At 64.5% G+C, this 25,077-nt stretch carries 22 protein-coding genes; 7 read left to right on the top strand and 15 right to left on the bottom strand.

Annotated elements, in window-relative coordinates; all coding sequences use genetic code 11:
- Window positions 1-31: 31 nt before the first annotated feature.
- Complete coding sequence (locus tag JN280_RS16540) at window positions 32-928, top strand: LysR family transcriptional regulator (protein ID WP_202313613.1); 897 nt, start codon at window positions 32-34, stop codon at window positions 926-928.
- A gap of 12 nt (window positions 929-940) precedes the next feature.
- On the opposite strand, the gene JN280_RS16535 is transcribed toward JN280_RS16540, so the two are convergent.
- Window positions 941-2,032, bottom strand: coding sequence for an ROK family transcriptional regulator (locus tag JN280_RS16535; protein WP_202314804.1), 1,092 nt, complete (start codon window positions 2,030-2,032; stop codon window positions 941-943).
- A 71-nt stretch (window positions 2,033-2,103) separates the two neighbouring features.
- On the bottom strand, window positions 2,104-2,757 hold the full coding sequence (locus JN280_RS16530; protein WP_202313612.1) for an SGNH/GDSL hydrolase family protein: 654 nt from the start codon (window positions 2,755-2,757) through the stop codon (window positions 2,104-2,106).
- Window positions 2,758-3,227: 470 nt separating this feature from the next.
- Between JN280_RS16530 and JN280_RS16525 the strand changes: the two genes are divergently transcribed.
- The 5 genes from JN280_RS16525 to JN280_RS16505 all read left to right on the top strand — a co-directional run bounded on the left by JN280_RS16525 (window position 3,228) and on the right by JN280_RS16505 (window position 8,554).
- Window positions 3,228-4,304: a substrate-binding domain-containing protein gene (locus tag JN280_RS16525; protein WP_202313611.1), complete on the top strand. Its 1,077-nt coding sequence runs from the start codon at window positions 3,228-3,230 to the stop codon at window positions 4,302-4,304.
- Between the two features lie 96 nt (window positions 4,305-4,400).
- The gene (locus JN280_RS16520) at window positions 4,401-5,894 is read left to right on the top strand and encodes a sugar ABC transporter ATP-binding protein (RefSeq protein WP_202313610.1); all 1,494 of its coding nucleotides are present in this window, start codon (window positions 4,401-4,403) and stop codon (window positions 5,892-5,894) included.
- 38 nt (window positions 5,895-5,932) lie between these two features.
- Window positions 5,933-6,880 (top strand): ABC transporter permease, encoded by a 948-nt coding sequence (locus JN280_RS16515; protein ID WP_202313609.1) that lies wholly within the window; start codon window positions 5,933-5,935, stop codon window positions 6,878-6,880.
- Window positions 6,881-6,882: 2 nt separating this feature from the next.
- Window positions 6,883-7,833, top strand: coding sequence for an ABC transporter permease (locus JN280_RS16510; RefSeq protein ID WP_202313608.1), 951 nt, complete (start codon window positions 6,883-6,885; stop codon window positions 7,831-7,833).
- A 37-nt stretch (window positions 7,834-7,870) separates the two neighbouring features.
- Window positions 7,871-8,554, top strand: coding sequence for an SGNH/GDSL hydrolase family protein (locus JN280_RS16505; protein ID WP_202313607.1), 684 nt, complete (start codon window positions 7,871-7,873; stop codon window positions 8,552-8,554).
- Between the two features lie 203 nt (window positions 8,555-8,757).
- On the opposite strand, the gene rpoD is transcribed toward JN280_RS16505, so the two are convergent.
- The 3 genes from rpoD to JN280_RS16490 all read right to left on the bottom strand — a co-directional run bounded on the left by rpoD (window position 8,758) and on the right by JN280_RS16490 (window position 13,669).
- Window positions 8,758-10,773 carry an RNA polymerase sigma factor RpoD gene (gene rpoD / locus JN280_RS16500; RefSeq protein WP_202313606.1) on the bottom strand — a complete coding sequence of 672 codons (2,016 nt, stop codon included), beginning with the start codon at window positions 10,771-10,773 and terminating at the stop codon, window positions 8,758-8,760.
- Window positions 10,774-11,077: 304 nt separating this feature from the next.
- Window positions 11,078-13,009 carry a DNA primase gene (gene dnaG / locus JN280_RS16495; protein ID WP_202313604.1) on the bottom strand — a complete coding sequence of 644 codons (1,932 nt, stop codon included), beginning with the start codon at window positions 13,007-13,009 and terminating at the stop codon, window positions 11,078-11,080.
- A gap of 120 nt (window positions 13,010-13,129) precedes the next feature.
- On the bottom strand, window positions 13,130-13,669 hold the full coding sequence (locus JN280_RS16490) for a hypothetical protein (RefSeq protein WP_202313602.1): 540 nt from the start codon (window positions 13,667-13,669) through the stop codon (window positions 13,130-13,132).
- Window positions 13,670-13,876: 207 nt separating this feature from the next.
- Here JN280_RS16490 and JN280_RS16485 point away from each other — a divergent pair, with 207 nt between their 5' ends.
- On the top strand, window positions 13,877-15,541 hold the full coding sequence (locus tag JN280_RS16485) for a Na/Pi cotransporter family protein (RefSeq protein WP_202313600.1): 1,665 nt from the start codon (window positions 13,877-13,879) through the stop codon (window positions 15,539-15,541).
- A gap of 39 nt (window positions 15,542-15,580) precedes the next feature.
- On the opposite strand, the gene JN280_RS16480 is transcribed toward JN280_RS16485, so the two are convergent.
- The 10 genes from JN280_RS16480 to JN280_RS16435 form a co-directional block, all read right to left on the bottom strand.
- Window positions 15,581-16,393 (bottom strand): hypothetical protein, encoded by an 813-nt coding sequence (locus tag JN280_RS16480; protein ID WP_202313599.1) that lies wholly within the window; start codon window positions 16,391-16,393, stop codon window positions 15,581-15,583.
- 2 nt (window positions 16,394-16,395) lie between these two features.
- Window positions 16,396-16,731 carry a hypothetical protein gene (locus JN280_RS16475; RefSeq protein WP_202313598.1) on the bottom strand — a complete coding sequence of 112 codons (336 nt, stop codon included), beginning with the start codon at window positions 16,729-16,731 and terminating at the stop codon, window positions 16,396-16,398.
- Window positions 16,732-16,846: 115 nt separating this feature from the next.
- On the bottom strand, window positions 16,847-17,311 hold the full coding sequence (locus tag JN280_RS16470) for a hypothetical protein (protein WP_202313597.1): 465 nt from the start codon (window positions 17,309-17,311) through the stop codon (window positions 16,847-16,849).
- Window positions 17,312-17,417: 106 nt separating this feature from the next.
- Window positions 17,418-18,095 (bottom strand): GNAT family N-acetyltransferase, encoded by a 678-nt coding sequence (locus JN280_RS16465; RefSeq protein WP_202313596.1) that lies wholly within the window; start codon window positions 18,093-18,095, stop codon window positions 17,418-17,420.
- Window positions 18,092-18,859 (bottom strand): SDR family NAD(P)-dependent oxidoreductase, encoded by a 768-nt coding sequence (locus tag JN280_RS16460; RefSeq protein ID WP_202313595.1) that lies wholly within the window; start codon window positions 18,857-18,859, stop codon window positions 18,092-18,094. The genes JN280_RS16465 and JN280_RS16460 overlap by 4 nt, the downstream gene beginning before the upstream one ends.
- A complete protein-coding gene (locus tag JN280_RS16455) occupies window positions 18,859-19,854 on the bottom strand; it encodes an ABC transporter permease (RefSeq protein WP_202313594.1) in 996 nt (331 codons plus the stop codon). Before JN280_RS16455 ends, JN280_RS16460 begins: the two co-directional genes overlap by 1 nt.
- A gap of 65 nt (window positions 19,855-19,919) precedes the next feature.
- Complete coding sequence (locus tag JN280_RS16450) at window positions 19,920-20,960, bottom strand: sugar ABC transporter substrate-binding protein (protein ID WP_202313593.1); 1,041 nt, start codon at window positions 20,958-20,960, stop codon at window positions 19,920-19,922.
- Window positions 20,961-20,999: 39 nt separating this feature from the next.
- Window positions 21,000-21,764 carry an ATP-binding cassette domain-containing protein gene (locus tag JN280_RS16445; protein WP_202313592.1) on the bottom strand — a complete coding sequence of 255 codons (765 nt, stop codon included), beginning with the start codon at window positions 21,762-21,764 and terminating at the stop codon, window positions 21,000-21,002.
- Window positions 21,761-22,927, bottom strand: coding sequence for an ROK family transcriptional regulator (locus tag JN280_RS16440; protein ID WP_202313591.1), 1,167 nt, complete (start codon window positions 22,925-22,927; stop codon window positions 21,761-21,763). The genes JN280_RS16445 and JN280_RS16440 overlap by 4 nt, the downstream gene beginning before the upstream one ends.
- Window positions 22,928-23,076: 149 nt before the next feature.
- On the bottom strand, window positions 23,077-25,071 hold the full coding sequence (locus JN280_RS16435) for an FAD-binding oxidoreductase (RefSeq protein WP_202313589.1): 1,995 nt from the start codon (window positions 25,069-25,071) through the stop codon (window positions 23,077-23,079).
- Between the last annotated feature and the right edge of the window lie 6 nt (window positions 25,072-25,077).

The following is a 25,077-nucleotide window of genomic DNA, read 5'->3' as shown; positions in this document are numbered from 1 at the left end:
ATAGAGATTGCGATATTGCAGAGCGGAATTGATGGCGAAGCCAAAACTCAAGGAGAGGCAGATCGAAGTGTTCAGAGCGGTGATGGGAACCGGCTCATTGACGTCGGCTTCGCAGCAACTCGGGGTTTCCCAACCCAGCCTCAGCATGACGATCAGGCGCTTCGAAGATGAGATCGGGACAAGGCTCTTCGAGCGCATCGGCGGCCGCCTCGTGCCGACCGAGGAAGCCAAGCTCATCCTCGTGGAAGTCGAACGCGTCTACGGCCAGTTCGACCGTTTGTCGGAGGCGATCCACGCCATCGCCTCCGGCGACGCTTCGGTCTTTCGTTTCGGCACCACGCCGAGCATCGGCATGCGCCTTGTTCCCAAGGCCTTGAAACGCCTGAAGGAGCGCCACGGCGCCCGTACCTATTATTGCGATTTTCTGGCCCAGAAGGACATCAAGGACTATCTGCTCTTCGGCCAGGGTTCTTGCGTCACGACGATCGCGGAAGCCAACGATCCGACGCTGGAGACGACGGTCATTGCGACGGGCGGGCTCGTCTGCCTGATGCCGGGCAACCATCCGCTGGCGCATCACGCATCCGTCTCGCCAAGGATGCTCCGGGACGAGACATTGATTTCCTTTGCGCCGGAAACGACGCACGGCCGCTACATCGATGCCACCTATGCGCGGGCAGGCGTCGGCCGCAAGACCGACATTTTCGTACACTTCGTCGAAGCCGCGATCTCGTTCGTCTCGGAGAACATAGGGGTCTCGGTCATCGATAAGTTCTCGGCGATCGATTGCGAGCGGATGGGTCTCGTCGCAGTGCCCGTGGAGGACAGCGTCGACATCCCGGCCTATGTGCACTGGTACCGGTTCCGGCCGCGGCCGAAAGCGACCGACGAACTCATCGCCGCGCTCGTCGAAGTCGCCGGCAAATGACGGACGCGGCGCCTATTTCACCATGAATCTCGAACTGAAGGGCAGACTGGCCGCGCCGACCGCCTTCGGCGATATCTCGATGCCGCCCGCCAGCGCATGGATATCAGGCAGGGCCCGGCCGAGATCGTCGCATATGCCCTGGCAAACCGCCACAGGCGCATAGGACGACAACACGACCGTTCCGACGTCGACGAATTGCGAAAGGGCCTCGATCGACTGGGCGAGCTTTTCCCGGCAGTTCCGGCGCCAGCTTTCGAAGGCCTCGCCGTAGTCGGGCCATTGCGAATTGCGTTCCCATAAGGCGTCGGTCGGCTGCCGGCGCGCGGCGAGCATCTCCTCCAGGCTCAATATGCCGACGTCGAAGCTGACCTTCGAATTGCCGTGATAGATCTGGTGGTTGAGGATCAGCCGACTGTGGAGGCGCGCGCCGAGATAGAAGAACAGATAGTCGCTGAGAGGCTTGGCGACGCCGAACATGCTTTCGCCGCCGGCTGCCGCGGTGATGTCGTTCTGGACGAAGACCGGCAATCCTGCCTGATTCTCTATACGCGCCTGCAAGGCGGCGGGATCGAGCGACGTTCCGTTCCGCAGGTCTGCCCAGCTTTCGATGCCTTCGGGAATGGCCAGGCCGATCCCGGCGATGCGGCCATGCAGCGACGCGGGAAGATCCGCGACCGCCCGGCCGACAAGGTCGAGCAGATGCGCCTGGTCGTCATTGCCGATCATCTCGAGCGGCAGATGCCTGTGGAAGCGCACCTTGCCCACGAAATCGATCAGGACCACATCGACCTTGCGATAGCTGAAGCTGATCCCCACCGCATAGGCGCCCTCGGGATTGAGCGAGAGCGGGATCGTCGGCGGTCCGACGCGGCCGCGCTGCGCCTCGCCTTTCGCGACGAGCCCCTCCTGTTCGAGCGAGCGCACGATCACGGAAACCGTCTGGGCTGAAAGACCGGTCTTCTCGCCGATCTCCATCCTCGACGTGCCTTCGTTCTGCAGGAGCAGCGACAGCACCAGACGCTCATTGTAGCTGCGCACGCTGAGCGCGTTGAGGCCGCTCGCACGGTCGGCGATGCGTAAGGGATTCGGCGGGGCGAACCTCATGTCAGGCAAGGGCGCACCTCGCAAGTGGGGGAACCGGCTCGGCCGGTGCCGGCATCGGGAGCCCGTCCATTTCAGCCCTTCTCATGGGTCCAGCCGATCGCCTCGACTTCCTGAGCGAGTGCCATACCGAGCGCCCGATGCGCGTCGGCGTCCAGATGGAAGCCGTCGGCCGGGCTGCAGGTCACGACCGAGCCCGCGTCGAAGAAATGCACCTCCAGCGAGTCGGCGATGATCTCGAACTCCAGCGCCAGCCGGCGCGATTTCACCTGCCCGCCCGAGAAGACGGATTCCCACTCCTTGAGATCGTCGAGCATGGGCGGCGGCGAGACGATCATGATCTCGGGCACGGTGCCGCCGGGGCCCGGCGTGAGTTCCTTGATGTCGTGCACCAGGCAGCCGATCCCCATCGCCACCTCCGAGGGAGGCTGGTTGAATCTGACCTTGAGATCATTGGTGCCGAGCATGAGGATGACGAGATCGAGGCTCGCATGGCTCTGCAAGCAGGGCCGAAGATAGGTCCGCCCGTTCTTGTGGGCGCCTTCGATCGGGTCGTCGCGAACGGTCGTCCGGCCGCTCAGCCCCTCCTCGATCACATGCCAGCCCGCCCCCAGTTCGGAACGCAGGACGCCGGGCCAGCGCACATCCGGGCCGTAGCGATCCAGCGGCCCTTTCCCGGGCACTTGGCCGTGAGTGTTCGAATCCCCGAAGCAGAGAACCGATCGCATGAGTTTTCCAGTCTCGGATGGCGTTCAGCGTGACGGAACACAGGCTCGCGACGCGGCCTGAACCTTGTTGTCACCATGCAGAGCCCCATCCACGAGGGCAAGGCAATAAATAATCATTCAACATGACTAACTATTGACAGGCCGGTCAAGCCATGTTTTTTGAACGCTGGAGGATATGGAGGGTCCAGGCCGTCCGACAGCGCGACCATGATCGCTGCTGCACCGACGGGGCGGTCGGAGAGGAATCTAAAGCGTCATCGCCAAGCGCCTGCCCAGGTCGCCGTCATCGACGGAACGGCCCGGTCATTTGCGTGGCAACAACGAACTGGTTGCCGCATGCCGCTCCGAAAGAGCGTGTGCGGAAGGCCGTCTCGCGTCCCCCACTCGCCGGACGCGACCGGCACGGCAGGCGATCGGCCCGACATCGATGCCGATCGGAACAAGGGCAAACCGGTAGGAGGAAATCTCGAATGCTCGATATGCTGAGGAAGCTTGGTGTCGGAACGATCCTGGCGACGGCCCTATTCGCCGGCCCCGCCCTCGCCCAGGACGTCAATCTGATGGACGGCGTGCTGCCCCGACCGGGCGACGACCGCGTCGTCGAGGCCGGCGCCTTCAAGAAGGACGGCCCCTGGACGATCGGCATGAGCCATTTCGGCGTCAACGCCAACACCTGGACGGTGCAGATGGCGCATGAGGCGGAGGCCGCCGCCAAGCTCGACAACCGCATCAGCAAGTTCATCCTGCTCGACGCCAATGTCAGCCAGGCGAAGCAGGTCGCCGACATCGAGGATCTTATCGCCCAGAAGGTCGATGCGATCATCGTCACGCCGCTGACGCCGACCTCGGCCGACGCCGGGATCGAGAAGGCGGTCGCGGCGGGCATCCCCGTGATCGTCCATACCGGCCTGACCGAGACCGACAAATACACGGTGGACATCCAGGGCGGCGGCGAGCATTTCGGCAAGGTCATGGGCGACTGGCTCGTCAAGGAGCTCGGCGGCAAGGGCAATATCTGGGTGCTGCGCGGGCTTCCCGCCCATCCCGAGGACATCAACCGCTACAAGGGCCTGCTGCGGGCGCTCGAGGGCACCGAGGTCAAGATCATCGCCGAGGACGTCGGCGCCTGGCAGTATGACAACGGCAAGAAGGTCTGCGAAACCTTCTACCTGAACAATCCCGAGGTCGACGGCATCTGGTCTTCCGGCGCCGACATGACACGCGCCTGCGTCGACGTCTTCAAGCAGTTCGGCACCAAGATCCCGCCGATATCGGGCGAAGGCAACAACGGCTATTTCGGCATGTGGATCGCCGACGGCTTCCCGTCTGTCTCGCCCGAATACGGCCCAGAACAGGGAGCGGCCGGCGTCCGTGCCGCCGTCGCCCTGCTCGACGGCAAGTCGCTGAACAAGCGTTACGTATACGAGCCGGCGGGCTGGGATGTGGAGAAGGCCAAGAAGTTCTATCGGCCCGACCTCTCCGCCAATGTCTGGTTCCCGACCAGCCTCGGCGAGGAAGACCTGCAGAAATACTACGGCAACGAATAGCCGGGCGCAGCCGGCCGGGGCGAATTGTTCCGGCCGGCGACGCGGTCGCGATGTGTTCCGATGAACCAGGCGTTCCAAACCAGAAGCGGTGGCCCATTGGTCAGTCTGATCCAAATGTCCGGGGTGTCGAAAGCCTTCGGCAGCAGCGTCGCTCTCGACGACGTGTCCCTCGAGCTGTTCCCCGGCTCGGTGCACGCGCTGATGGGAGAGAACGGCGCCGGCAAGTCGACCTTGATGAAGATCCTGGCCGGCGTGGTCCAGCCGGACCGGGGCACGGTGCACCTCAATGGGCGTGAACTGAGGATCACAGGACCGCGCGAAGCTCTGGATGCCGGCATCTCCACAGTGTTCCAGGAACTGTCGCTCCTCCCGAACCTGACCATCGCCGAGAACATGTTCCTCGGCAGGGAGCCGACGACGGCCTTCGGTACCGTCGACGGCAGGCTCATGGAAAGGCGCGCCGGAAGCACGCTGAAAGAGCTTGGACTTGAACTCGATCCAGCGACGCTCGTCTCGGAGTTGACGATCGCCGAACGCCAGTTCGTCGAGATCGCGCGCGGCATCTTCGCAAATACGGCCGTCGTCATCCTCGACGAGCCGACCGCGGCGTTGAACTCCGCCGACGTCGAAACCCTCAACCGCCACATCCGCCGGCTCAAGGAGCAGGGCAAGGCGATCGTCTACATCTCGCACCGCATGGACGAGATCTTCGACATCTGCGACACGGTCACTGTCCTGAAGGATGGCCGCAAGGTCGCGACCCGGCCGATCCGCGAGGTGACGCCGCAATCGCTGGTCGCCCTGATGGTCGGCCGGGAGATCAAGGATCTGTTCCCCAGACGCGGGGCGCCGGGCGGCCAGCCCATCCTCACGCTCGAGGATCTCCGCCTCGCCCCGGATGCCGCTCCGATCGCTCTGACCCTCAGCAGGGGCGAGATCGTCGCGCTCGCAGGTCTCGAAGGGCAAGGGCAGCGTGAGATCCTCCGCTCCCTGATCGGCCGGCACCAGCCTCATGGGGGAACCCTCACGGTCAAGGGCGACCGTATCGACCTGCCGATGTCGCCATCCGGCGGGGTGAGGCAGATGCAGGCGATGGGCATGGGGTTCGTGCCCGAGGACCGCAAGGATGAAGGCCTCTTCCTCGGCCTGCCGCTGGCCCACAACATATCGATCGGCCTGCATACGGCCCAGCCGGACCTGTCGCTCGCCCGGCGTTATCAGAAGATCGTCGCGGGCACGCTCTCGCGCCTGGCCGTCAAGGCAGCCGGCCCCGGCGCGCCCGCCGGCTCGCTATCGGGCGGCAACCAGCAGAAGGTGCTGCTCGGCAGATATCTCGCATCCGGTGCCGACATCCTGCTCATCGAGGAGCCGACGCGCGGCGTCGACATCGGCGCCAAGGCAGAGATCTACAGGCTGCTTCGCAACTTCGCCGATGACGGCGGCGCGATCCTGATTCTGTCGCGCGAAACGATCGAACTCATCGGCCTGTGCGACAGGATCCTCGTCGTCCATGGCAGGACGATCGTCGGCGACATGCCTGCCGGCGAGGCCACTGAACACAACATCCTCGACGCGGCGCTGATCGCATGACTTCGACACACCAAGATATCCGACCCGGGCGGACCGAGATGACGACGAACCTGCGCGCATTGCTGACCGGCCGGAATTCTCGGCAAGGCTTGTGGTTCATACCGTTGCTCATCGGTTGCCTCGGAAGCGCATGGCTCGCTGTCCGCACGGACGAGTTCCTCAACGCCCAGAACCTGCTCAACCTCGTTGCCCAGGCGACGCCGCTGATGATCGTCAGTCTCGGACAGATGATCGTGGTGCTGGTGCGCGGGCTCGACCTCTCCGTCGGCGCGGTGATCAGCCTGACAACCGCAATCCTGGCGCTCGACGCGCCCGCCTATGTGCTGCTGCCGGCGGTGTTCCTGGCCACCGGGCTGATCGGCTTCGTCAACGGCTTTGCCGTGGCGCGGCTCAATGTCCATCCGATTATCGCGACGCTGTCCATGATGATGATCGTCCAGGGTGTGACGATGTTGGTCCGCCCGGTGGCGGGCGGTACGATCCCTCCCCTCGTCATCCATCTCGTGACGGGGGAATTCCTGGGCGTCTATATGCCTGTCATCTGGTCCCTGGTCATCATCCTCGTCGGCTGGAAGCTGATCCACGGGTCGCGCTACGGGCTCCACCTCTTCGCGATCGGCGGAGCGGAGGACGTGGCGCGCTCCTTCGGCATCGCCGACAAACGCAGCATTCTTCTCGCCTATGTGGCGTGTTCCACATTCGGGGCTCTCGCCGGCCTGTTCCTGGCCGGCCGTATCGCCTCGGGCGATCCCAACATCGGCATGCCTTTCGCGCTCGATTCCGTCACGGCGGTGGCACTCGGCGGCACCCAACTCGCCGGCGGTGTCGGCAGCCTGCACGGCACCGTGATCGGCGCCTTTCTGATGGCGCTGCTCGCCAACGGCATGAATGTCGAAAACGTCTCGGCCTTCGTCCAGACCGCCGTGAAGGGCACCATCCTGCTGCTGGTCGTGGCGCTGCAGCCGCGCAAATTCATGGGGCTCTGAGGATGAGTGCAACAACCACCGGTCTTGTGCAACGGCTGACCCGGGTTCCGCCCGCCTATTTCGTCTTCGCGCTTTTGGTGCTGGTGCTGTGGGCGGCTCGGCCGCAACTGTTCAACCTCAATGTGATGGGCGTATTCGTCCGCCAGGTCGCTCCACTGGGCATTGTGGTTCTCGGCCAGCTTCTGGTCATGAATGTCCGCTCGATCGATCTTTCGGCCGGCGGCATCATCCTGCTGGTGAACTACTACATATCGTCGGAGATGTTCGGGAGTGCAGGCGCGCTCTGGCTGGTCGTGATCTCTCTGGCGACCGGGCTCGCCTTCGGCCTGTTCAACGGCCTGATGGTCGGCAAGCGCCGGGCCTCGGCCGTGATCGTGACGCTCGCCGTCAACATGATCCTGATCGGCATGGTCCAGTATCTCGCTAACGGCAAGCCGCCCGGCAACGTGCCCAGGATCTTCAACGACATCTACAACACCAGGCTGCTTGCGATACCGACTCCCATCGTCTTCTGGGCCGTGCTTTCGGCGCTGACGGCGTTCCTGTTGTCGCGCTTTGTCTTCGGTCGCTTCGTCGCGTCGATCGGTGAGAACCCCACCGCGGCCCATTTCTCCGGGGTGCCGGTCGAGCGCACGGTGATCCTGGCCCACGCTTTGTCCGGCCTGATGGCGGCGCTCGCGGGCCTTGTCCAAACGGCGTCGATAGCGGTGGGCAGCGTGCGCTTCGGCACGGATCTCGCGGTCAACGCCGTCGCCGCGACGATCCTCGGCGGTGTGATCTTCGGACGCGGGGACGGTGGAGTCTGGGGGCCGTTCTTCGGCGTCCTCTCCTTCGCGCTGCTCTTCGTCGTGATGACCACCTTCGGCGTCCAGGAGCCCGGCAAGCTCGTCGCGCAAGGGCTCATCATCCTGCTCGCCGCGATCTTCTACGGGCTGCGTCGGCAGAGCGCCTGACGAACAGGCCCAATTCCCAACTTCGAGGAGGACAATCATGACGGACAAGAAACGCATCATGTGCTTCGGCGATTCCCTGACCTGGGGCTGGATTCCAATCGCCGAGGGAGCGCCGACCTTGCGTTATCCGTTCGAGCAGCGCTGGACCGGCGTGATGGCGGCGGAACTCGGCAGCGGCTTCGAGATCATCGAGGAGGGGCTCAGTGCCCGCACCACCAGCCTCGACGATCCCGTCGACCCCAGGCTCAACGGGAGCGCCTACCTGCCCTCGGCCCTCGCCAGCCACCTGCCGCTCGATCTCGTGATTGTCATGCTCGGAACGAACGACACCAAGTCTTTCTTCCGCCGCACGCCCTATGAGATCGCCAACGGCATGTCGAAGCTGCTCGGTCAGATTGCTACCAGCGGCGGTGGGGTGGGAACGCCCTACCCCGCGCCGCGGGCCTTGGTGATCGCGCCGCCGCCGCTTACGCCGATGCCGCATCTCTGGTTCCATGGCATGTTCGAAGGCGGGCATGAAAAGACAAAGGAACTCGCGAAGCATTATCAGGCGCTCGCCTCTTTCTCTGGCGCGAGCTTCCTGAATGCGGGTGACTTCATCACCACCGACGGTGTCGATGGGATCCATTTCACGCCACGGAACAACGCCGATCTCGGACGCGCCGTTGCGAACAAGGTGAAGGCCATCTTCGCCGAGTGGCCGGCAAGCAGCGCCGCCTGAGGCGTTCGACCACCTTCGACGCCTCGTGCGATCGGAAGAGTGGCCCCGATTTTCAGACCGAAAGCGGGACGTGACAGAACGACGGCGTTTCGCACCACGTCCCGCGAGACGCAAATGCGGGGCCAAGCGGCATCTTGGCCCCGCATTTCATTTTGCAGGAATTTCTTCGGTGCGACCGGGAACGGTCGCACCGGCAGCAGACGTCAGCTGTCGAGGAAGCTGCGCAGCTTGCGCGACCGGCTCGGATGCTTGAGCTTGCGCAGTGCCTTCGCCTCGATCTGGCGGATACGCTCACGGGTGACCGAGAACTGCTGGCCGACCTCTTCGAGCGTATGGTCGGTGTTCATGCCGATGCCGAAACGCATGCGCAGCACACGTTCCTCGCGCGGCGTGAGCGAGGCGAGCACGCGCGTGGTCGTCTCGCGCAGATTCGCCTGGATCGCCGCGTCGATCGGCAGGATCGCCATCTTGTCCTCGATGAAGTCGCCCAGATGCGAATCCTCCTCGTCGCCGACCGGGGTCTCGAGCGAGATCGGCTCCTTCGCGATCTTGAGAACCTTGCGCACCTTCTCGAGCGGCATGGCCAGCTTTTCAGCGAGCTCTTCCGGGGTCGGCTCGCGGCCGATCTCATGCAGCATCTGCCGCGAGGTGCGGACGATCTTGTTGATCGTCTCGATCATGTGCACCGGGATGCGGATGGTGCGCGCCTGGTCGGCGATCGAACGGGTGATCGCCTGCCGGATCCACCAGGTGGCGTAGGTCGAGAATTTGTAGCCGCGACGGTACTCGAATTTGTCGACCGCCTTCATCAGGCCGATATTGCCTTCCTGGATCAGGTCGAGGAACTGCAGGCCGCGATTGGTGTATTTCTTGGCGATTGAGATGACGAGGCGCAGATTGGCCTCCACCATTTCCTTCTTTGCGATCGCAGCCTCGCGTTCGCCCTTCTGCACCTGGTTCACGATCTTGCGGAACTCGGCGATCGAGATCGCAGTCTCCGTCGCCAGATTCTGGATCTCGGAGCGCAGATCGCGGATCATGTCCTTCTCGTTGCGGGTGAATTCCTTCCATCCGCGCGAAGACAGATTCGCGATGCTCTTCGTCCAGTTCGGGTCGAGCTCGGAGCCCTGGTACTCCCTCAGGAACTCATCGCGGCGTACGCCGTAGCTCTCGGCCAGGCGCAGCAGCCTGCCCTCGTTCTGAACCAGACGCTTGTTGATATCGTAGAGCTGCTCGACGAGGGCCTCGATGCGCGCCTGGTTGAGCGACAGCGACTTGACCGCGGTGATGAGCTCGTCCTTGAGCTCCTTCAGGCGCCGGTCCTGGCTGGGCGACAGCGTGCCGGCAGCCGCGAGGCGGTTCTCGACCTGCTGGTCCTGCAGCTTGCGCAGCTTCTTGTAGGTGTCGGCGATGAGGTCGAGGGTCGCCATGACCTGTGGGCGGAGTTCCGCCTCCATGGCCGCCAGAGACAGGCTGGCCTCGTCCTCGTCTTCCTCCTCGTCCTCGACCCGGTTCTCGCCGCCGACATTGGTGATGTCGTCGTCCTCGCGCGACCGGCGGCCGGGGCGTTCCTCGGCCTTCGGCTTCTCGGCCTCTTCGGTGCGCTCGACCACGGGCGCCTGCTTGGCCTCGGGGCCGGCATAGGTCGCTTCGAGATCGATGATCTCGCGCAGCAGGATCTTCGCCTCGTTGAGTTCGTCGCGCCAGATGATGATCGCCTGGAAGGTTAGCGGGCTTTCGCACAGGCCCGCGATCATCGTCTCGCGCCCGGCCTCGATGCGCTTGGCGATGGCGATCTCGCCCTCGCGCGACAGGAGCTCCACCGAGCCCATCTCGCGCAGATACATGCGCACGGGGTCGTCGGTGCGATCCGTCGGCTCCTTCTTGGTAACGGTGGCGACCGCGGTTCCGGTCTGCTCGGCCAGTTCGTTGGCCTCCTCGTCGGAATCGCCCTCCGAGGCTTCCGCCTCTTCGCCGGCCTCGTCGTCCTCGACGACGTTGATGCCCATGTCGGAGAGCATGGCCATCGTGTCCTCGATCTGCTCGGAGGTCACTTCCTCCGAGGGCAGCACCGAGTTCAACTCGTCCATGGTCACATAGCCGCGCTTCTTGGCGGCCTTGATCATCTTCTTGACAGCATCGTCGGAGAGGTCGAGCAGAGGGCCGTCGGTAGCGCCCTCGCGTTCTGTTTCAACCTCTTCCTTTTCTTTTGTCGCCATGCTTTATCGTCTCCAAGCGGCCGGGAGCTGCGAGAACGGTATGGGTGTTCTCGGCCCGGGCAAATCAGATGCGTCTGGTGGTGCGTCGCGCCTTCGAAGCGCTTAGCCGACCTTGCGTTAAATCCCGATTAACCCTGCTATCTGGGGCGGATATGCGATCCGTCCAGATCGTAAAGCGTCCGTCCCGTTGATCTTCGGTGCGGGGCCACCCGCGTTAACTTTTCGAATCGTCCTGATTCCGTCATTCTGGCAGAAGGTCAAGCGCCTCTGGCATGATTCGCCCCAAAAAAGCGAATCAATTGAGTCAGGTACGGCCACCACGCCCCGACGAGATGCCGAAGCCCTCGATGAGCGCCTCGGTTGCCTGCACATCGCGAAACTGTGCCTGGATCTCGACAAGGTGACGGTAGTTTTCGTCCGTGGGGTCTGTCGCCAGCGCCACCTCGGCCGCCTTCAGCTCCCTATGTAGGGAGCGTGCGCTGCGGTGCAAGTGCAGCGCCTGGAAGAAGGCCTCGCGCGCGTCCTCGATCGCGGCGTCCTCAAGCGCCGGCCATTGGCGCGTCTTGCGCACCAGTTCGACCGATCGCTGCCAGCAGTCGGCGAGGCCCGCCCGTTCGAGCGCCTCGATCATCGCCGTTCGGTCGTGGGCGACGTCGTGCGCAACCGCGTCGATGACGGCCGAATGCAGCCGTCGCAGATCCGGATGGGCGAGGTCGAGCGTCTCGACCGCTTCAAATGAAAGGTCGATCAGTCCGGGGTGGTTGACGATCGACACGACGAGCACGGTCTCGCGCAGCGGCAGCACCTCGCCCGCCTTCTTGACGAGCGCCGACCGCGCCAGACTGTCGGACACGGTGAGCCGGCCGGACGATGTGCCGCGGTCCCATTGGCCACGCCGTCCGCCCTGTCCGCGGTCCTTCTCCCCGAACCGGCCGGGACGGCCGCCCCGCGAGCTGCCGAAGAAAGAGTGAACCCGATCGCGCATTTCCTGGCTGTAGTGGAAGCGCACGCTTTCGTCGCGGATCCTGGAGGTCAGTTCGCGCAACGTCTTTTCGAGCTCGGCCCGACGTTCGGGCGTCTCGAATACGCCGCCTGCGGTCTCGCGCTGCCAGAGCAGATCGGCCAAAGGCCGTGCCTCGGCCAGCACCGCGCGGAAAGGCTCGGGGCCGCCATTCCTGACGAGATCGTCGGGATCCTGGCCTTCCGGCAGAAGTGCGAAACGGACGCTGCGGCCGGGCTCGATCGCCGGCAAGGCAAGGTCGGCCGCCCGCCATGCCGCCTTCAGCCCCGCTTTGTCGCCGTCGAAGCACAGCACCGGTTCGCTTGCCATGCGCCAGAGGAGATCGAGCTGGTTCTCGGTAAGCGCGGTGCCGAGCGGGGCCACGACGTTCTCGAAGCCCGCCTGCGCCAGCGCGATGACGTCCATATAGCCTTCGACGGCGATCACCGTGCCGTCTTTCTGCATGGCCTTCCTGGCCCGCGCGAAATTGTAGAGCACATTGCCCTTGTGGAAGAGTTCCGTCTCGGGCGAGTTCAGATATTTGGCGGAGACCTCAGGCGACATCGCCCGGCCGCCGAAGGCGATGATCCGGCCGCGTGAATCCGGAATGGGGAACATGATCCGGTCGCGGAAGCGATCATAGGAGACCGGCACGTCCGGGCCGAAATAGGTAAGGCCGCAGGCCTCCATCTGCGCCTTTTCGACCCCCTTTCCCGCCAGGAACTCCTTCAGCGCATTGCGGCTGTCGAGCGCATAGCCCAGGCGGAACCCCTGCTGGGTCGCCGGCGTCAGCCCGCGATCGCGCAGATAGGCGCGGGCCTTGGCGCCGGCCGCCGACTGGAGTTGATCCTGGAAGAAGGAGGTCGCGAGCTCCATCACATCGTGAAGCGAGGCGCGCTCCTTGTCCCGCCGCTCCGCGTCCGGATCGCGTTCGGGCATCGGGACGCCGGCCATTTCGGCGATCCGCTCGACTGCCTCGGGAAAGCTCAGGCCGTCGAGTTCGGTCAGGAAGCGGAAATGGTCACCCGAAACCCCGCAGCCGAAACAATGGTAGCGGCCCTTGCGATCCTCGCAGTGGAAGCTCGGCGTCTTCTCGCCGTGAAAGGGACAGCACGCCCAATAGTCGCCACGCGGCGCATTGGTCTTCTTCCGGTCCCAGGCGACACGCTGTCCGACCACCGAGGAAATCGGCACGCGGTCGCGAATCTCGTCGAGGAAAGAAGGAGGAAAGCGCATGATGTCAGGCTCGTTTCAACCTGATATAGGCGTAGCTCGGACCGCAGACGACTCCTAACTCGGAGCTTGCCCAGTATTCACAGCCCAGTATTCACAGTCCGGCATATTCACAGGCTGGCCTCATGTGCCGAGCCGCTCGATCACGCCCGCGACCTGTTCGGCAGTCGTTGACACGCCGTCCAGACGCAGCACCGGGGCGGATTGCGCGGCCAGCCAGCGATTGTGCATGGCGAGGCTTCGGCCTTCGAAATGTGGTTCGTCATAGCGATCCGCCCATTCGAGGAAAGCGCGCGAATTCTCGTGCATGACGCCGCCGGGCTCGATCGCTGCGCCGTAGCGGTCGGCTTCCCGGGCCCGGAGCCGCGATATCCTCACATCGGCCGGGGTGTAGAGGAAGACGATAAGGTCGAAGCGCGGCATCAGCGGATCGCCCCAGCCGACTAGGGAGCCGGAGAGCACCCATTTGTCGCCCAGGAGCCGGTCGCCGAGCAGCGCGAGGCGTTCGGCGACCGGCCGCTTGTCGGTGAAGGGCGGTACGGTCGGCATCCAGTAGAAGTCGTCGACGTCGAACTGCGGCGCGCCGAGCCGCGCAGCGAGAGCCGCTCCGAGCGTCGTGACTCCCGATCCGGATGCTCCGGTGATGTGGATATGAGCCGTCATTTCAATCCCATGTCCCCGCTGCCGGCAGCCCATGATCGCAAGGCATCCTGCATCCATTTCCGACATCCGCCGTCGCCGGGCAACCGCCGAAGATCGCAGATTTTCATTATTCGGCTAATATAAACCAGGCTGAAGACTAACCGAGATTCGTGACAAGGAGGGCATTCGCGGCTTTCCGATGGCTTTTTCGATCCGAGATTGCTTCCCATGAGTGGATCGGTCGTCCTGCTGCATCTTGCCGGTGCCGTCGCCCTGCTTCTGTGGGCGACGCGCATGGTGCGCACCGGGGTCGAACGCGCTTATGGCGGTACGCTGCGCCGCAGGCTGCGCGCCACAATGAGCAATCCGCTGATGGCAGTTGCCACGGGTGCCGCACTCTCCATCGCCCTGCAGAGCTCGACGGCCGTAACGCTGCTCGTCGGCTCCTTCGCGGGGTCGGGCATCGTCAGCGGCATGTCCGGCCAGCTCGCGGTGCGCGGCGCCGAGATCGGCTCTTCGCTGGTGGTCAAGCTGCTCTCCTTCGACCTGAGCCTTCTGGTGCCGGTCTGCCTCGCGGCCGGCACGGCCATGTTCATGGCCACCGGGCGGCGCGCCTGGCGCCAGGCAGGCCGCATCCTCGTCGGCGTCGGCCTGCTCATCCTGTCGCTGGAGATGATCGGTGACGCGTCCGAGCCGCTGCGCGAAAGCCGGCTCCTTCCCGTCGTGATCGACTATCTGGCGGGAGATCCGGTCACCGCCTACATCCTCGCGGCGGTCATGACCTGGCTCTTCCATTCGAGCATCGCCGCGGTGCTGCTGTTCATGACGCTCGCCGCGCGCGGCTTCATCCCGCCGGAACTCGGCATCGTGCTGGTGCTGGGCGTCAATCTCGGCAGTTCCGTCATCGCCCCCCTGCTCACGCGCACCGCGCCGCCGGCAGTGCGTGTCGTTCCGGTCGGAAATCTCCTGATGCGCGGCGCCGGCTCGCTCGCGGCGCTCGTCCTGTTCCTTGCTTTCCGCCCGCCGGCCACATGGCTCGGCCCCGACGTACCCGATCAGATCGTACACGCCCATATCCTCTTCAATTGCCTTATCTTGCTGATCGGCATGCCGCTTGCCGGCCTGGTCTATCGCGCTTCCGAACGCATCGTCGCCCTCGGCGCACCGGCCGCGCCTGCGCCGGACCTCGGGGCGACCGAGATCAGCGCGCTGGACGAGGCCGCGCTCGAGGTCCCGAGCCAGGCGCTCGCCAACGCGACCCGCGAGGTGATCCGCGTCTGCGAGACCATCGAGATCATGCTCACGCATATCATGGAACTATACGAGAAGGCCGATCAGGAGACGATCAAGGCCCTCGCCGCTCTGGACGACCGCGTCGACAGGAAACACGCCCAGATCAAGCTCTATCTCGCCAGGGTGACGGCCCGCTCGCTTTCCGAGGACGAAGCGCTGCGCTGCCAGGAACTGCTCGGCGCCTGCGTCAAGCTCGAACAGGTCGGCGACATCATCGTGCGCAACATGCTCGTGCATGTGAAGAAAAAGCGTGACCGCAGGCTGGAGTTCACCGACGAGGGCTGGAGCGAACTCACGGCCTTCCATGCCTCGGTGCTTACCAATGCCCGCCTCGCCTTCAACCTCCTGGTCTCCCGCGACATGGAGACGGCGCGCCTTCTGGTGGAGGAGAAGGACCGCATGCGCGACCGCGAAAAGGCGGCGAGCCAGAGCCATTTCGCGCGACTGAGCGAGGGCACGGCCAGGAGCATCGAGACGAGCACGATCCATCTCGACACGATCCGTGACCTGAAGGAGATCAACTCGCTGCTCGCCTCGATGGCCTATCCCGTGCTGGAGGAGCACGGCCTGCTCAGCGGATCACGCCTCAAGGCGGACTGAATATCCATCTGGTCGAGCCGGGCACCTGGCCTGGCGGGATCAACTCGCTTGCCAAGGATAGGATGCTTCTGGAAACATCGGCACGACTTCCGGCTCGGCAGTTGCCTTCCTGAAACTTGCTCTGCCGTCATCCATTGCGCCGACTTCGATCGGAACACCGGCGGAATTCACTGCGAGAAGACCGACCAGATCGACCGGTGCCTCCACGACGTAGCCTTCCGCCTGATCCAGCGCCGTCGCCAGACGGCCGCGCAAGAACGATGCATTCCAGTCTGCCGGGATGCCCTTCACCGCAACGTAGTGTTCATCGGAGATCGACAGTCCCCTGCGACGCATTTCGTCGATGAGCCTCTGCGGAGAGAAATGAGGCGGCTTGCCTGCAGCGGCCAATACCAGCGGACCGATCGGGCACATCATCTCGGCAATGGCGACGATGTCGACAAAATCCCGTGCTTTGGTTCTGGTCGACGCCGCTACGATTTTGTTCACGGCGAGATCCGCTTGGTGGAGCCGCGCGCCCCACTCGTCGTCGCGGACAAGCGGGAAGAACCGCGTACGGGTCTCGCTCATCCATTGGATCAGTGTGGCTTCACGATCGCGCGACACTCTTGCTTCCACACAGCCGTAGATCTGAACGTCGACCGATACGCGGAAGCCCGCCTGCTGCAGAAGTGCGATGTCTGCATCCGCAACGAAGCCGATCTCTTCGTCCGTATCATGAAAGATGTCGATGTCGTCGGATTGGCGCGGCCAGTCCCGGTTGAGCACCACGCCGCCGGCTACGTAGCTCGATTCGGACCGATTCGATGCGATGCATCTCATCACGTCCTTCTGGATTGCCGTCAGTGCCATCGCTACTCCTCCAGGGCGTCGAGTATGCGGCGCCCCATGGCGAAAGCCCTGGCATCCCCACGCTCCATGAGTGCGCTGGCGATAACGGGCCCCCGCCGCTCTATGCCCGCCACCCGGTCGAGATCGATATTGTCCAACAGCCGCACACCATAAAGCGCGATCGCCTTGGCGCACATCTGCTCGAGGCGCTCCTTGCGTTCACGATGTTCGGCGCGCATTCGCGCGGCCTGTGCCACGATTTCCGCACGCTTCGAGGACGGAACGAGCACCTCTACGCGCTGAAGGTCGGAACCTCCTCCGGTCTCTCTGTACTTTCTCACACGATCGCGCGCCGCCATGGATGACCACCTCGGAATATCCATCAGCTAGGCGTATCCCGGTTACGTGTCAAGAGATCAGGGGACTTTCGATCTTCCGGACGTTGATCAAACCTGGCGCCATGATCCGCACTGCTCAATAGCGCCCGCGGATAAGCAGTGCCCGGGCGACGGCGGCGCGCCTTCCGGGATCGAATCCGGCCCACCCCCGAGCCCAGAAATCAGCTGCCTCGGGCGTGTCCAGATTCCACTGCCTTATGTCGACTGCCCGGTCGCCCATATCCACTGCCATGCGCAGGCCGCCCAGCGCCCGGTAGTGATCGACGAAATCGAACGCATCGAACCCGCCGCCCATCGCACCGCTTGCTGTATCGGTGTCGCGCGCGCGGGCGTTGCGCGACCAGCCTCGCGCCTGTCTCAGTTCCTGCGCGCGGGCGATGATGACCCGCAGCCGCGCCAGCTCGATCGGAACCGGTGCATGTGTCCGGTTGAGTGCGAGGATCTGGTTGTTCACATCCTTCAGTATGCGCCACAGCGAATAGCTGTCGAATGTTGCGCTACGCGCGATCTCCCCGGAAATCTTCTCGATATCTCTCGGCATTCTGGCGTGCCTCGGTTCAAGCTATTGGCCGCCCGCTTGGGGCACATATTACCAGCGCGCCCACCCTGCGGCGGTTAATGAAACCCTTAAGATTTTAGGGAGCTGGCTACCTCTTTGGGGGTAGATGGAAGGGGCTGTCCTCGTCAGTGGTGCGGAGCCGCTTGGCGACATAGACATGGCCGGCCGGCAGGTCCGGGCTGCGCAGAACGCCGTAGCCGATCGCACCATAGAAGCGGATCGCGTCGCCGTTGCGGGGGTTCACCTGAAGATGCAGTCCGGGCGAGCCGGCCGCCGCGAGGCGGCCCTCGAGAAAGGCCATGGCCCGGCGGCCGATCCCCTTGCCCCGCGCCGGCGGCAGAAGATCGATATGACCGTGTGAGGGGTAGGCTGCGAGCGACCCGGGCACGGTGAGGTCGGGATGATGGACGAGGCGCCGCGCCCGGTCGCTGCCACGCCAGCTTGCTGCATCGGGCCCGGGGTCGGCCGTTCGTCGTCGCAGTTCGGGATACCATTCATTGGCAAGGCGCGTGTTGAAGGCCGCGGTGTCGGCCGCCCCGAAGAGATAGCCCGAGACGCCGCCCGGACCGTCGATCACGAAGGCGAGGTCGGGCTCGAGGACCTGGTAGGGCACGGCATAGATCAGCCCCAGAAGTTCGGGATCGTCCTCGATCGCGGAGGCGTCCTTGCCTGCATCGCCGGTCTCCAGACAGATCCTGGCAAGCGCCGGATGGTCTTCGAGGGTAGCCCGCCGCAGGAAAAAACCGTCGACCAGGTCGAGCGTCATGGCGGAAGCAGCCGGAAATCCTTGCCCTCGGGCAAAAGCTGGCCGCCGTCGACGACGATGGTCGTGCCGGTGACGTAGCTCGCATCGTCGGAGGCAAGGAAGAGGAAGGCATTGGCGACGTCGCGAGGCGTGCCGAGACGGCCGAGCGGGATGGCGTCTTCCATGCTCTTCATGAAGGCCGGTCCCCGACGGAGCTCGATCGCCTCGGTCAGGATGTTGCCGGGCTCGACGCCATTGACCGTGATGCCGTAGCCCGCGAATTCGAGCGCGGCGGAGCGGATGAATCCGTTTATCCCCGCCTTGGTCGCCGAGTAGTGGCCATGGCCGGGACTGGAGACATGCGGGCCGGTGATCGACGAGGTGAAGAGCATGCGGCCGGAACGTTGCGCCTTCATGGGCCCGAGCGCGGCGCGCGCGGCATTGAAGCTGCCGCGCAGATTGACCGCCATGACGCGGTCCCAGTCGTCCGGGCTGGTGTTTTCGATCAGCTGCCAGGGATAGATGCCGGCATTCTGGACAATGACGTCGAGGCGGCCGTGACGCTCGATCGCCAGGGCCACGGCAGCCTCGGCGTCGGTCATCGCCGAGATGTCGGTGCGGCGAAAGGTAGCCCCCAGCTCGTCAGCCGTCCCCTGCCCCGCTTCGGCCTCGACGTCGCCAAGCACCAGCAGCGCCCCCTCCTCGGCGAAGCGCTGCGCAATGCCCTTGCCGATGCCGCGCGCGGCGCCGATGATCAATGCGACCTTGCCGCGAAGACGGTCCATTACGCCAGCCTCTGTCTTATGCCCTGCTTGAGCGTGTCGAGCAAAACGGCGGCCAGCACGAGCAAGCCGTGGATGACCTGGGTGAAATTGGCCGGAAGCCCCATCAGGTTGATCGCCGTGTTGATGGACGAGAGCAGCAGCACGCCCGCATAGACGCCGGGCAAGGCACCGACCCCGCCCTTCAGGCTGACGCCGCCGATCACGACCGCCGCGAAAGCGTTGAACAGCAGGCCGACGCCGAGATTGGCGGTGGCCCCCGAAGTACGGATCGCCAGCAGCCAGCCGGCGAGACCGGCGATCCCGCCGGCCAGGATGAAGGCCAGGATCAGGTTGCGCTTGACGCGGATACCGGCCCGGAACGTCGCCGTCTCGTTGCCGCCGATCATGATGAGATGGCGGCCGAACGGTGTCTTGGCCATGACCAGCGAGGAGACGACGAAGCACAGGATGGCGATCCATGCGGTGAGCGGCAGGCCCGCAAGCCTCTGGATGCCGAACCAGCGGATCGCCGGCGCGAGATCCTGCGCCGATCGGCCGCCCGACACGGCGAGCACGAGGCCGCGCACCCAGATGTAAGACGCCAGCGTGATGATGAAGGCGTTCATCCTCATGCCGACGATGAGATATCCGTTGAGCGAGCCGACGAGGCCGCCCACGACAACCGCGATCAGCAGCGAGACCGGGGCCGTCAGCCATTCCGGATGGAGCCGGACGCCCATGCCGATGCCGGCCGAGCAGAACAATATGCCCACCGTCATGGCCGCCAGCGCCGCGACGGACTCCACCGACAGGTCCATATTGCCGGTGACGATGACCAGGGCAAGCCCGATCGACATGACGCCGAGCACGCTCGACGCCTCGATGATGTTGGTGAAGATGCCGATCTGGAAAAAGTTCGGAACGAAGGCGGAGAAGGCCGCCAGCACGAACAGCAGCATGAACCAGACGAGGTTGTCGAGCACGAATTCCAGGATACGGCGGTTGCGTGACGTCATCGGCTGATCCCGAAGGAGAAAGGTGCTCCGGAGCACCGCAGGCCCCGGAGCATGCGAGACCCGGGCTACTCGACCGGCTTCACCATGTTGGTCGGCGGCTTCAGATTGCCCCAGAATGCGGGATTGTCGACGTTCTCCTTGGAGATCGCGGCGCCCGGGATCTTGATGTTCGGCCCCCAGGCCTCCTCGGTCACCACGCTCTTCAGCCCGAGCACGTCATATTCGCCGGGCTTGATCTCCTGCTTGTTGACCACCTTGTCCATGAACATGGCGACCGCCGCGGCCTGGGCGTAGAGCGGTTGCTCGACTTCGACGTTGAGCCAGCCCTTGCGGATCAGGTCGAGGCCGACGGGGGCGCCGTTCGAGCTCATCATCAGGATATCGCCCGGCTTCTTGCCGGCAGATTCCAGCGCAGCGACGGCGGCGACCGAGAGATGGGCCGCGTGGCTGAAGATCATGTCGATATCCGGGTTGGCGACGAGCTGGTCCGCGACGATCGTGCCGGCATTGCTGGCTTCCCATTGCATCGCCGGCACGGAGATGATGGCGACATCGGGATGGGCCTTCATCTTCTCCTCGAAACCCTTCTGGATGTCGAGCGTGTAGGGATCGCCGGGATCGCCCAGAACCTGCAGGATCTTGCCCTTCACGGCGCCGTTCCTGGCCGTCAGCAGCTTCTGCGTCTCCTCGGCCGCGACATGGCCGATCTCGATCGTGCCCGCGACCGAAGTGAAGTCGGAGGGCGTGGAGGTGATCTGGCGGTCGAACTCGACGACCGGAATGCCGGCCGCGCGGGCTGCCTCGATGGACGGCTTGAGCGCATTGAAATCGACCGCTGCCAGGATGATCGCCGCCGGCTTGAGGGTGATGACGTCGTTCATCTGGGTCTGCTGGGCGTCGGTCTTGTTGTCGGCATTGAGCGTCTTCATCTCGTAGCCGACCTGCTTCAGGAACATCTCCAGGGCGCTCACCGAGCCGGTCTGGAATTCGTCGAGCAGCGTCGGCACCAGATAGTAGACGGTGCCCTTGGTCTGGGCGAAGGCCGGCGCGAGCATCGCAAGGCCGAGTGCCACGATGCCGAACGCGGCCAGAAACAGTCGCTTCATATCGTTCCTCCCTGTTTTGCCGGATGCTCCTTTCGCCCCTCAGCCTCCCGGTCCGGCACCGGCAGGCGTTTCCCCGGTGATCATGTCGATCACCGCGTCGGGACTGGTATTGCTGCGCGCGACATCGCCCGCCACGATGCCTTGCCGGATCACCACGATCCGGTCGGCGACCTGGAAGGCCTGCTGCATGATGTGGGTGATGATGATGACGCCGATGCCCTGGCTGGCGACCTGGCGGATCATTTCGAGGCCGCGCCGCGTCTGTTCGACGCCCAGCGCCGCGAAGGGCTCGTCGAGCAGCACGAGCTTGCCGCCCCAATGCACAAAGCGGTTGAGCTCGATCGCCTGCCGCTGGCCGCCCGAGAGATGCTCTGCTTTGGTGCGCAGCGACGGGATGCGCGTGCCGGCATTGGCCAGCGCCGCCGCGACAACGGCTTCCATCGCGCGCTCGTCGAGCACGGGGACGCCGAGCACGTTGCGGGCGATCTCCCGGCCCATGAAGAAATTGGCGACCACATCGACATTGGTGCAGAGCGACAGGTCCTGATAGACGGTCTCAATGCCCGCCGCCTTGGCCTCAGCCGGAGTGCGCGCCAAAAACTCCCTGCCCTCGAACAGCATGCGCCCCGACGTCGGCTCCAGCCCGCCTGCGATGATCTTGACCAGCGTCGACTTGCCCGCGCCATTGTCGCCGAGCAGCGCCACCACCTCGCCTTTGGCTATGCTGAAGCTGATGCCCTTGAGGGCCTCGATCGCACCGTAGTTCTTGGTGATATTCTCCAGGGTCAGCAAGGGTTCGCTCATGCCGCCGCTCCCTTTTCGCGCGGCGCGGCATGCCTGGGCTCGGCGACCGTCTCGAACATCTGGCCGAAACGCGGCGACAGCACGCCCGTCACGGCAAGGGCGGCGGCGCCGCGCAGCACCGAGTTCGGCCCACTGGATGCCACGACGATGCGCGGGGTCGTGCGGTCCTTCCGCGCCGAAACCGTGTTGGGCAGATCCTGCACCGTGGCCGCCAGCTTTTCCAGGAGGTCGAGCGGCGCCAGGCCGCCCAGCACCACGACCTGCGGATCGAACAGATTTTCGATGGTGGCGACGGCATTGCGGAAGATCGGCCGAACCTGCGGCAGCCACTCGGCCTCGCCGCCTTGCCGGCGACCGAGCGCCTCCAGCGACAGATAGCGTTCCAGGCAGCCGCGATTGCCGCACGGGCAAGGTTCGCCGTCAGGCACGGCGGGGATGTGGCCGATCTCTCCGGCATTGCCCCAGGCGCCCCGCAGCACAGTTCCGTCATGGACCATGGCGCCTCCCAGCCCCACCCCGAAATAGAGGTAGTAGTAGTCCGAGAAGCGGGTACCCAGACCATAGAGCTGCTCGCCCAAGGCGGAAGCCGCCATGTCGGTCTCGATAAAGGCCGGCAGCCCGGTCTCGTCGGCAAGCCGCTCGCGCAGCGCGACATCCTGCCAGCCGGCCATTGTGGTCGGTCCGACGAAACTCATGGATTCGACGCCGAAGGGACCGGGCAAGGCCATGCCTACGCCGAGGATACGGCCGCCCGGTCGCAGGCCCGTCAACTCCGCCACCAGCCTGCCGATGAGTTCGAAAGCATGATCCGGCGTCGCGTTCGGCGCGTCGCGATGCCTGCTTTCGATCACCTCCCCGCTGAGATTGACCAGTGCCGCGTCCAGGCCCAACGGTGTCAGATGGATGCCGACGGCATAACCGCCTTCCGGATTGATGCGGAGTCGAGCCGGCGGCAGGCCGCGGCCGTTCGGCTCGTCGCGCAGCGACAGGATGTAGCCCTGCTCTTCGAGTTCGCGCACGATGGTCGACACGGTCTGCACGGTAAGTCCGACTTGCCGCGCGATGTCGGCCCGTTTGATCGGCGCATGGAGGCGGATGGATTCGAGCACGATGCGCCGGTTGAACGGTCGCGCGAACTCCTGGTTGGTCCCCCGCAGCGTCATGTCAACGCCCTCCAAGAGAGGAGAGCTTCGCACCGGCCAACTATTCGGTCAAATGGAATTCAAAAAGGCGGACGACATCGCGGCGGGGCCGGCAGAGGACCGACGATGCAGCCGCCGATATCGGGCAGGTCTTCCGCCCATTGGTCCGGTCAGCAATCAAGAACGATATCGCTGCCGGGAATTGCCTGGCATAGCAGGACCTGGCCGCGGGCCAGAAACGGCTCCTCGCCGGCGGGATAGCTCGCGCCTCCGCTGACGATGTGCTGCGTACAAGACTGGCATTCCCCGCTGCGGCAGGAATACTGGACCTCGATGCCGTTCGCGAGTGCGAGATCCAGCAATGACCCACTCTCCGGCTTCCAGGTCGCCTGCTTGCCCGAGCGGGCGAAAGTCACAGTGCAGGGTTCTCGGTCGGCCAGCGCTCCCGATAAACCGAAACCAGGACCCTCGCCTTTCTGCTCGAACGCTTCCATCCGGATGCTGTCCGGCGCCGCTCCCAGGCCGATCAGCCCTTGGCTCAGGGACGCCATGAAGGCGTCGGGGCCGCAGATGTAGAAGTCGGCATTGCTGATCGGGACATGCACGGCCAGCGCTTCGGCGTCCAGGCGGCCCTCATGGTGGCAAACGTCGCCGATCTCTGGCCGGGAATAGGCCGTCAGCAGTCTGATACCTGGATTGGCGTCTGCTATGCGGTGCGCTTCCTCTTCGAACAGGTGGTGTCTGGCATTGCGCGCTGCGTGAATGAACCAGACGTCGCGCCCGGTGGCCTCGCGAGCCAGATACTCGGCCATCGGCAGAAGCGGCGTGATCCCCACACCCGCGCTGATGAGCGCCACGGGACGAAACGGCGCGCTGTCAAAGACGAACTTTCCAGCCGGAGGGCCGAGAAGGACTTCGTCTCCAATCTCGACCTTGTCGTGAAGCAGGGCGGAAACCCCCTCGTCACCGACACGTCGCACCGAGATGCGCAGCGACTGTTCGTCCGGAACGGCAGAGATCGAATAGCAGCGACGCCGCGGCATCGGCTGATCGTCATGCGGCAGCGATACCGTTACATACTGTCCAGGTGCAGCATCTCCGACGGGCGCCCCATCGCGGGGCTTCAGCACGAAGGACATCACATCCGGGCTTTCCCGCCGGCGAGCCACGCAGGTGAAGGCACGTCGACCGCTCCAGGCCACGGGTCTGGAGTCCGTCCATATTCGCGACCGCGCAAAGGCCGCCGAGCAATGGAAGTAGATCTCCTCGGGCTGGACGCTCAGTCGGCGTTGTCCGTCCGGCTTCGATGCAACCTCACGATAGGCGCCGTTGAGGCGGATGTTGTCGGACCGGCCAGGCTCGGCTGCCAGAACGGCGAATTCGGCCGAATGCGGCGTCGCGGACGTGGCCGAACCCTCGTGCTGGAGGTCGAGCAGGAGGGACTGCGAGTTCGTGCCGGGATCGAGCCGAAGCGGCGATCCGCCCACCAGGTCGACGAGAATCTCGCCTGTATCGCTTGCATGCGCGAAGACGATGAACCGGGCCTCATCGATGAAACCCATGAAGCCCGGGCCAGGCGTGTTGTAGACCTTGTTCTGCACCAGCGGGCTCGGCGCGCCGTAGAAGTCTCGCAGGCCCGCCTCGGTGAGACGGCTTTCGGAGGCGGCGTCATAAAGAACCGGCTCGCGCCCGCCCTCAGCCTGCCATCGGCCGTCCCTGGCGTAGATATCGAGCACGTCCAGCGGAGGCTTCCTGTCGGCCGGATCGATCCAGAAGCCGCTCTTGGCGAAGGCTTTGCTTCGCACGAATTCCAACCGGGTCGGCGTCAGCACCATAACGCTCAGAGGACGGTTCTCGTCGGCGGGAAAGGCGCCGATGTCTTCCTCACTTCGCGACACGGTCGCGTGCGCGGCAATCCGCAGATACTCCTCGGAACGCCGGTTGAGCAGGACCAGCGCGACGTCGGGATTGCTCAGCACATTGCCGATCGTGTCCAGCCGGCGGTTGCCGACATAGTCGGGGAGCAGCAGGCTGCCATCCGCGCGCAATCGGAGCACCGAGGGCTGCCCACCGCGCGGAGAGACGTCCATCGCACCCTCAGCATTGCGTGAAGCAATGAAGAGCAGCGTGGATTTCCCGATAAAGGAGCGTGTGCGGTCGTCCATGCTTCG

This window comes from Mesorhizobium sp. L-8-10 (assembly GCF_016756635.1).
GTDB lineage: Bacteria > Pseudomonadota > Alphaproteobacteria > Rhizobiales > Rhizobiaceae.
Note: the sequence above shows the minus strand (reverse complement) of the source record. Positions and strands in the feature narration are given on the sequence as shown.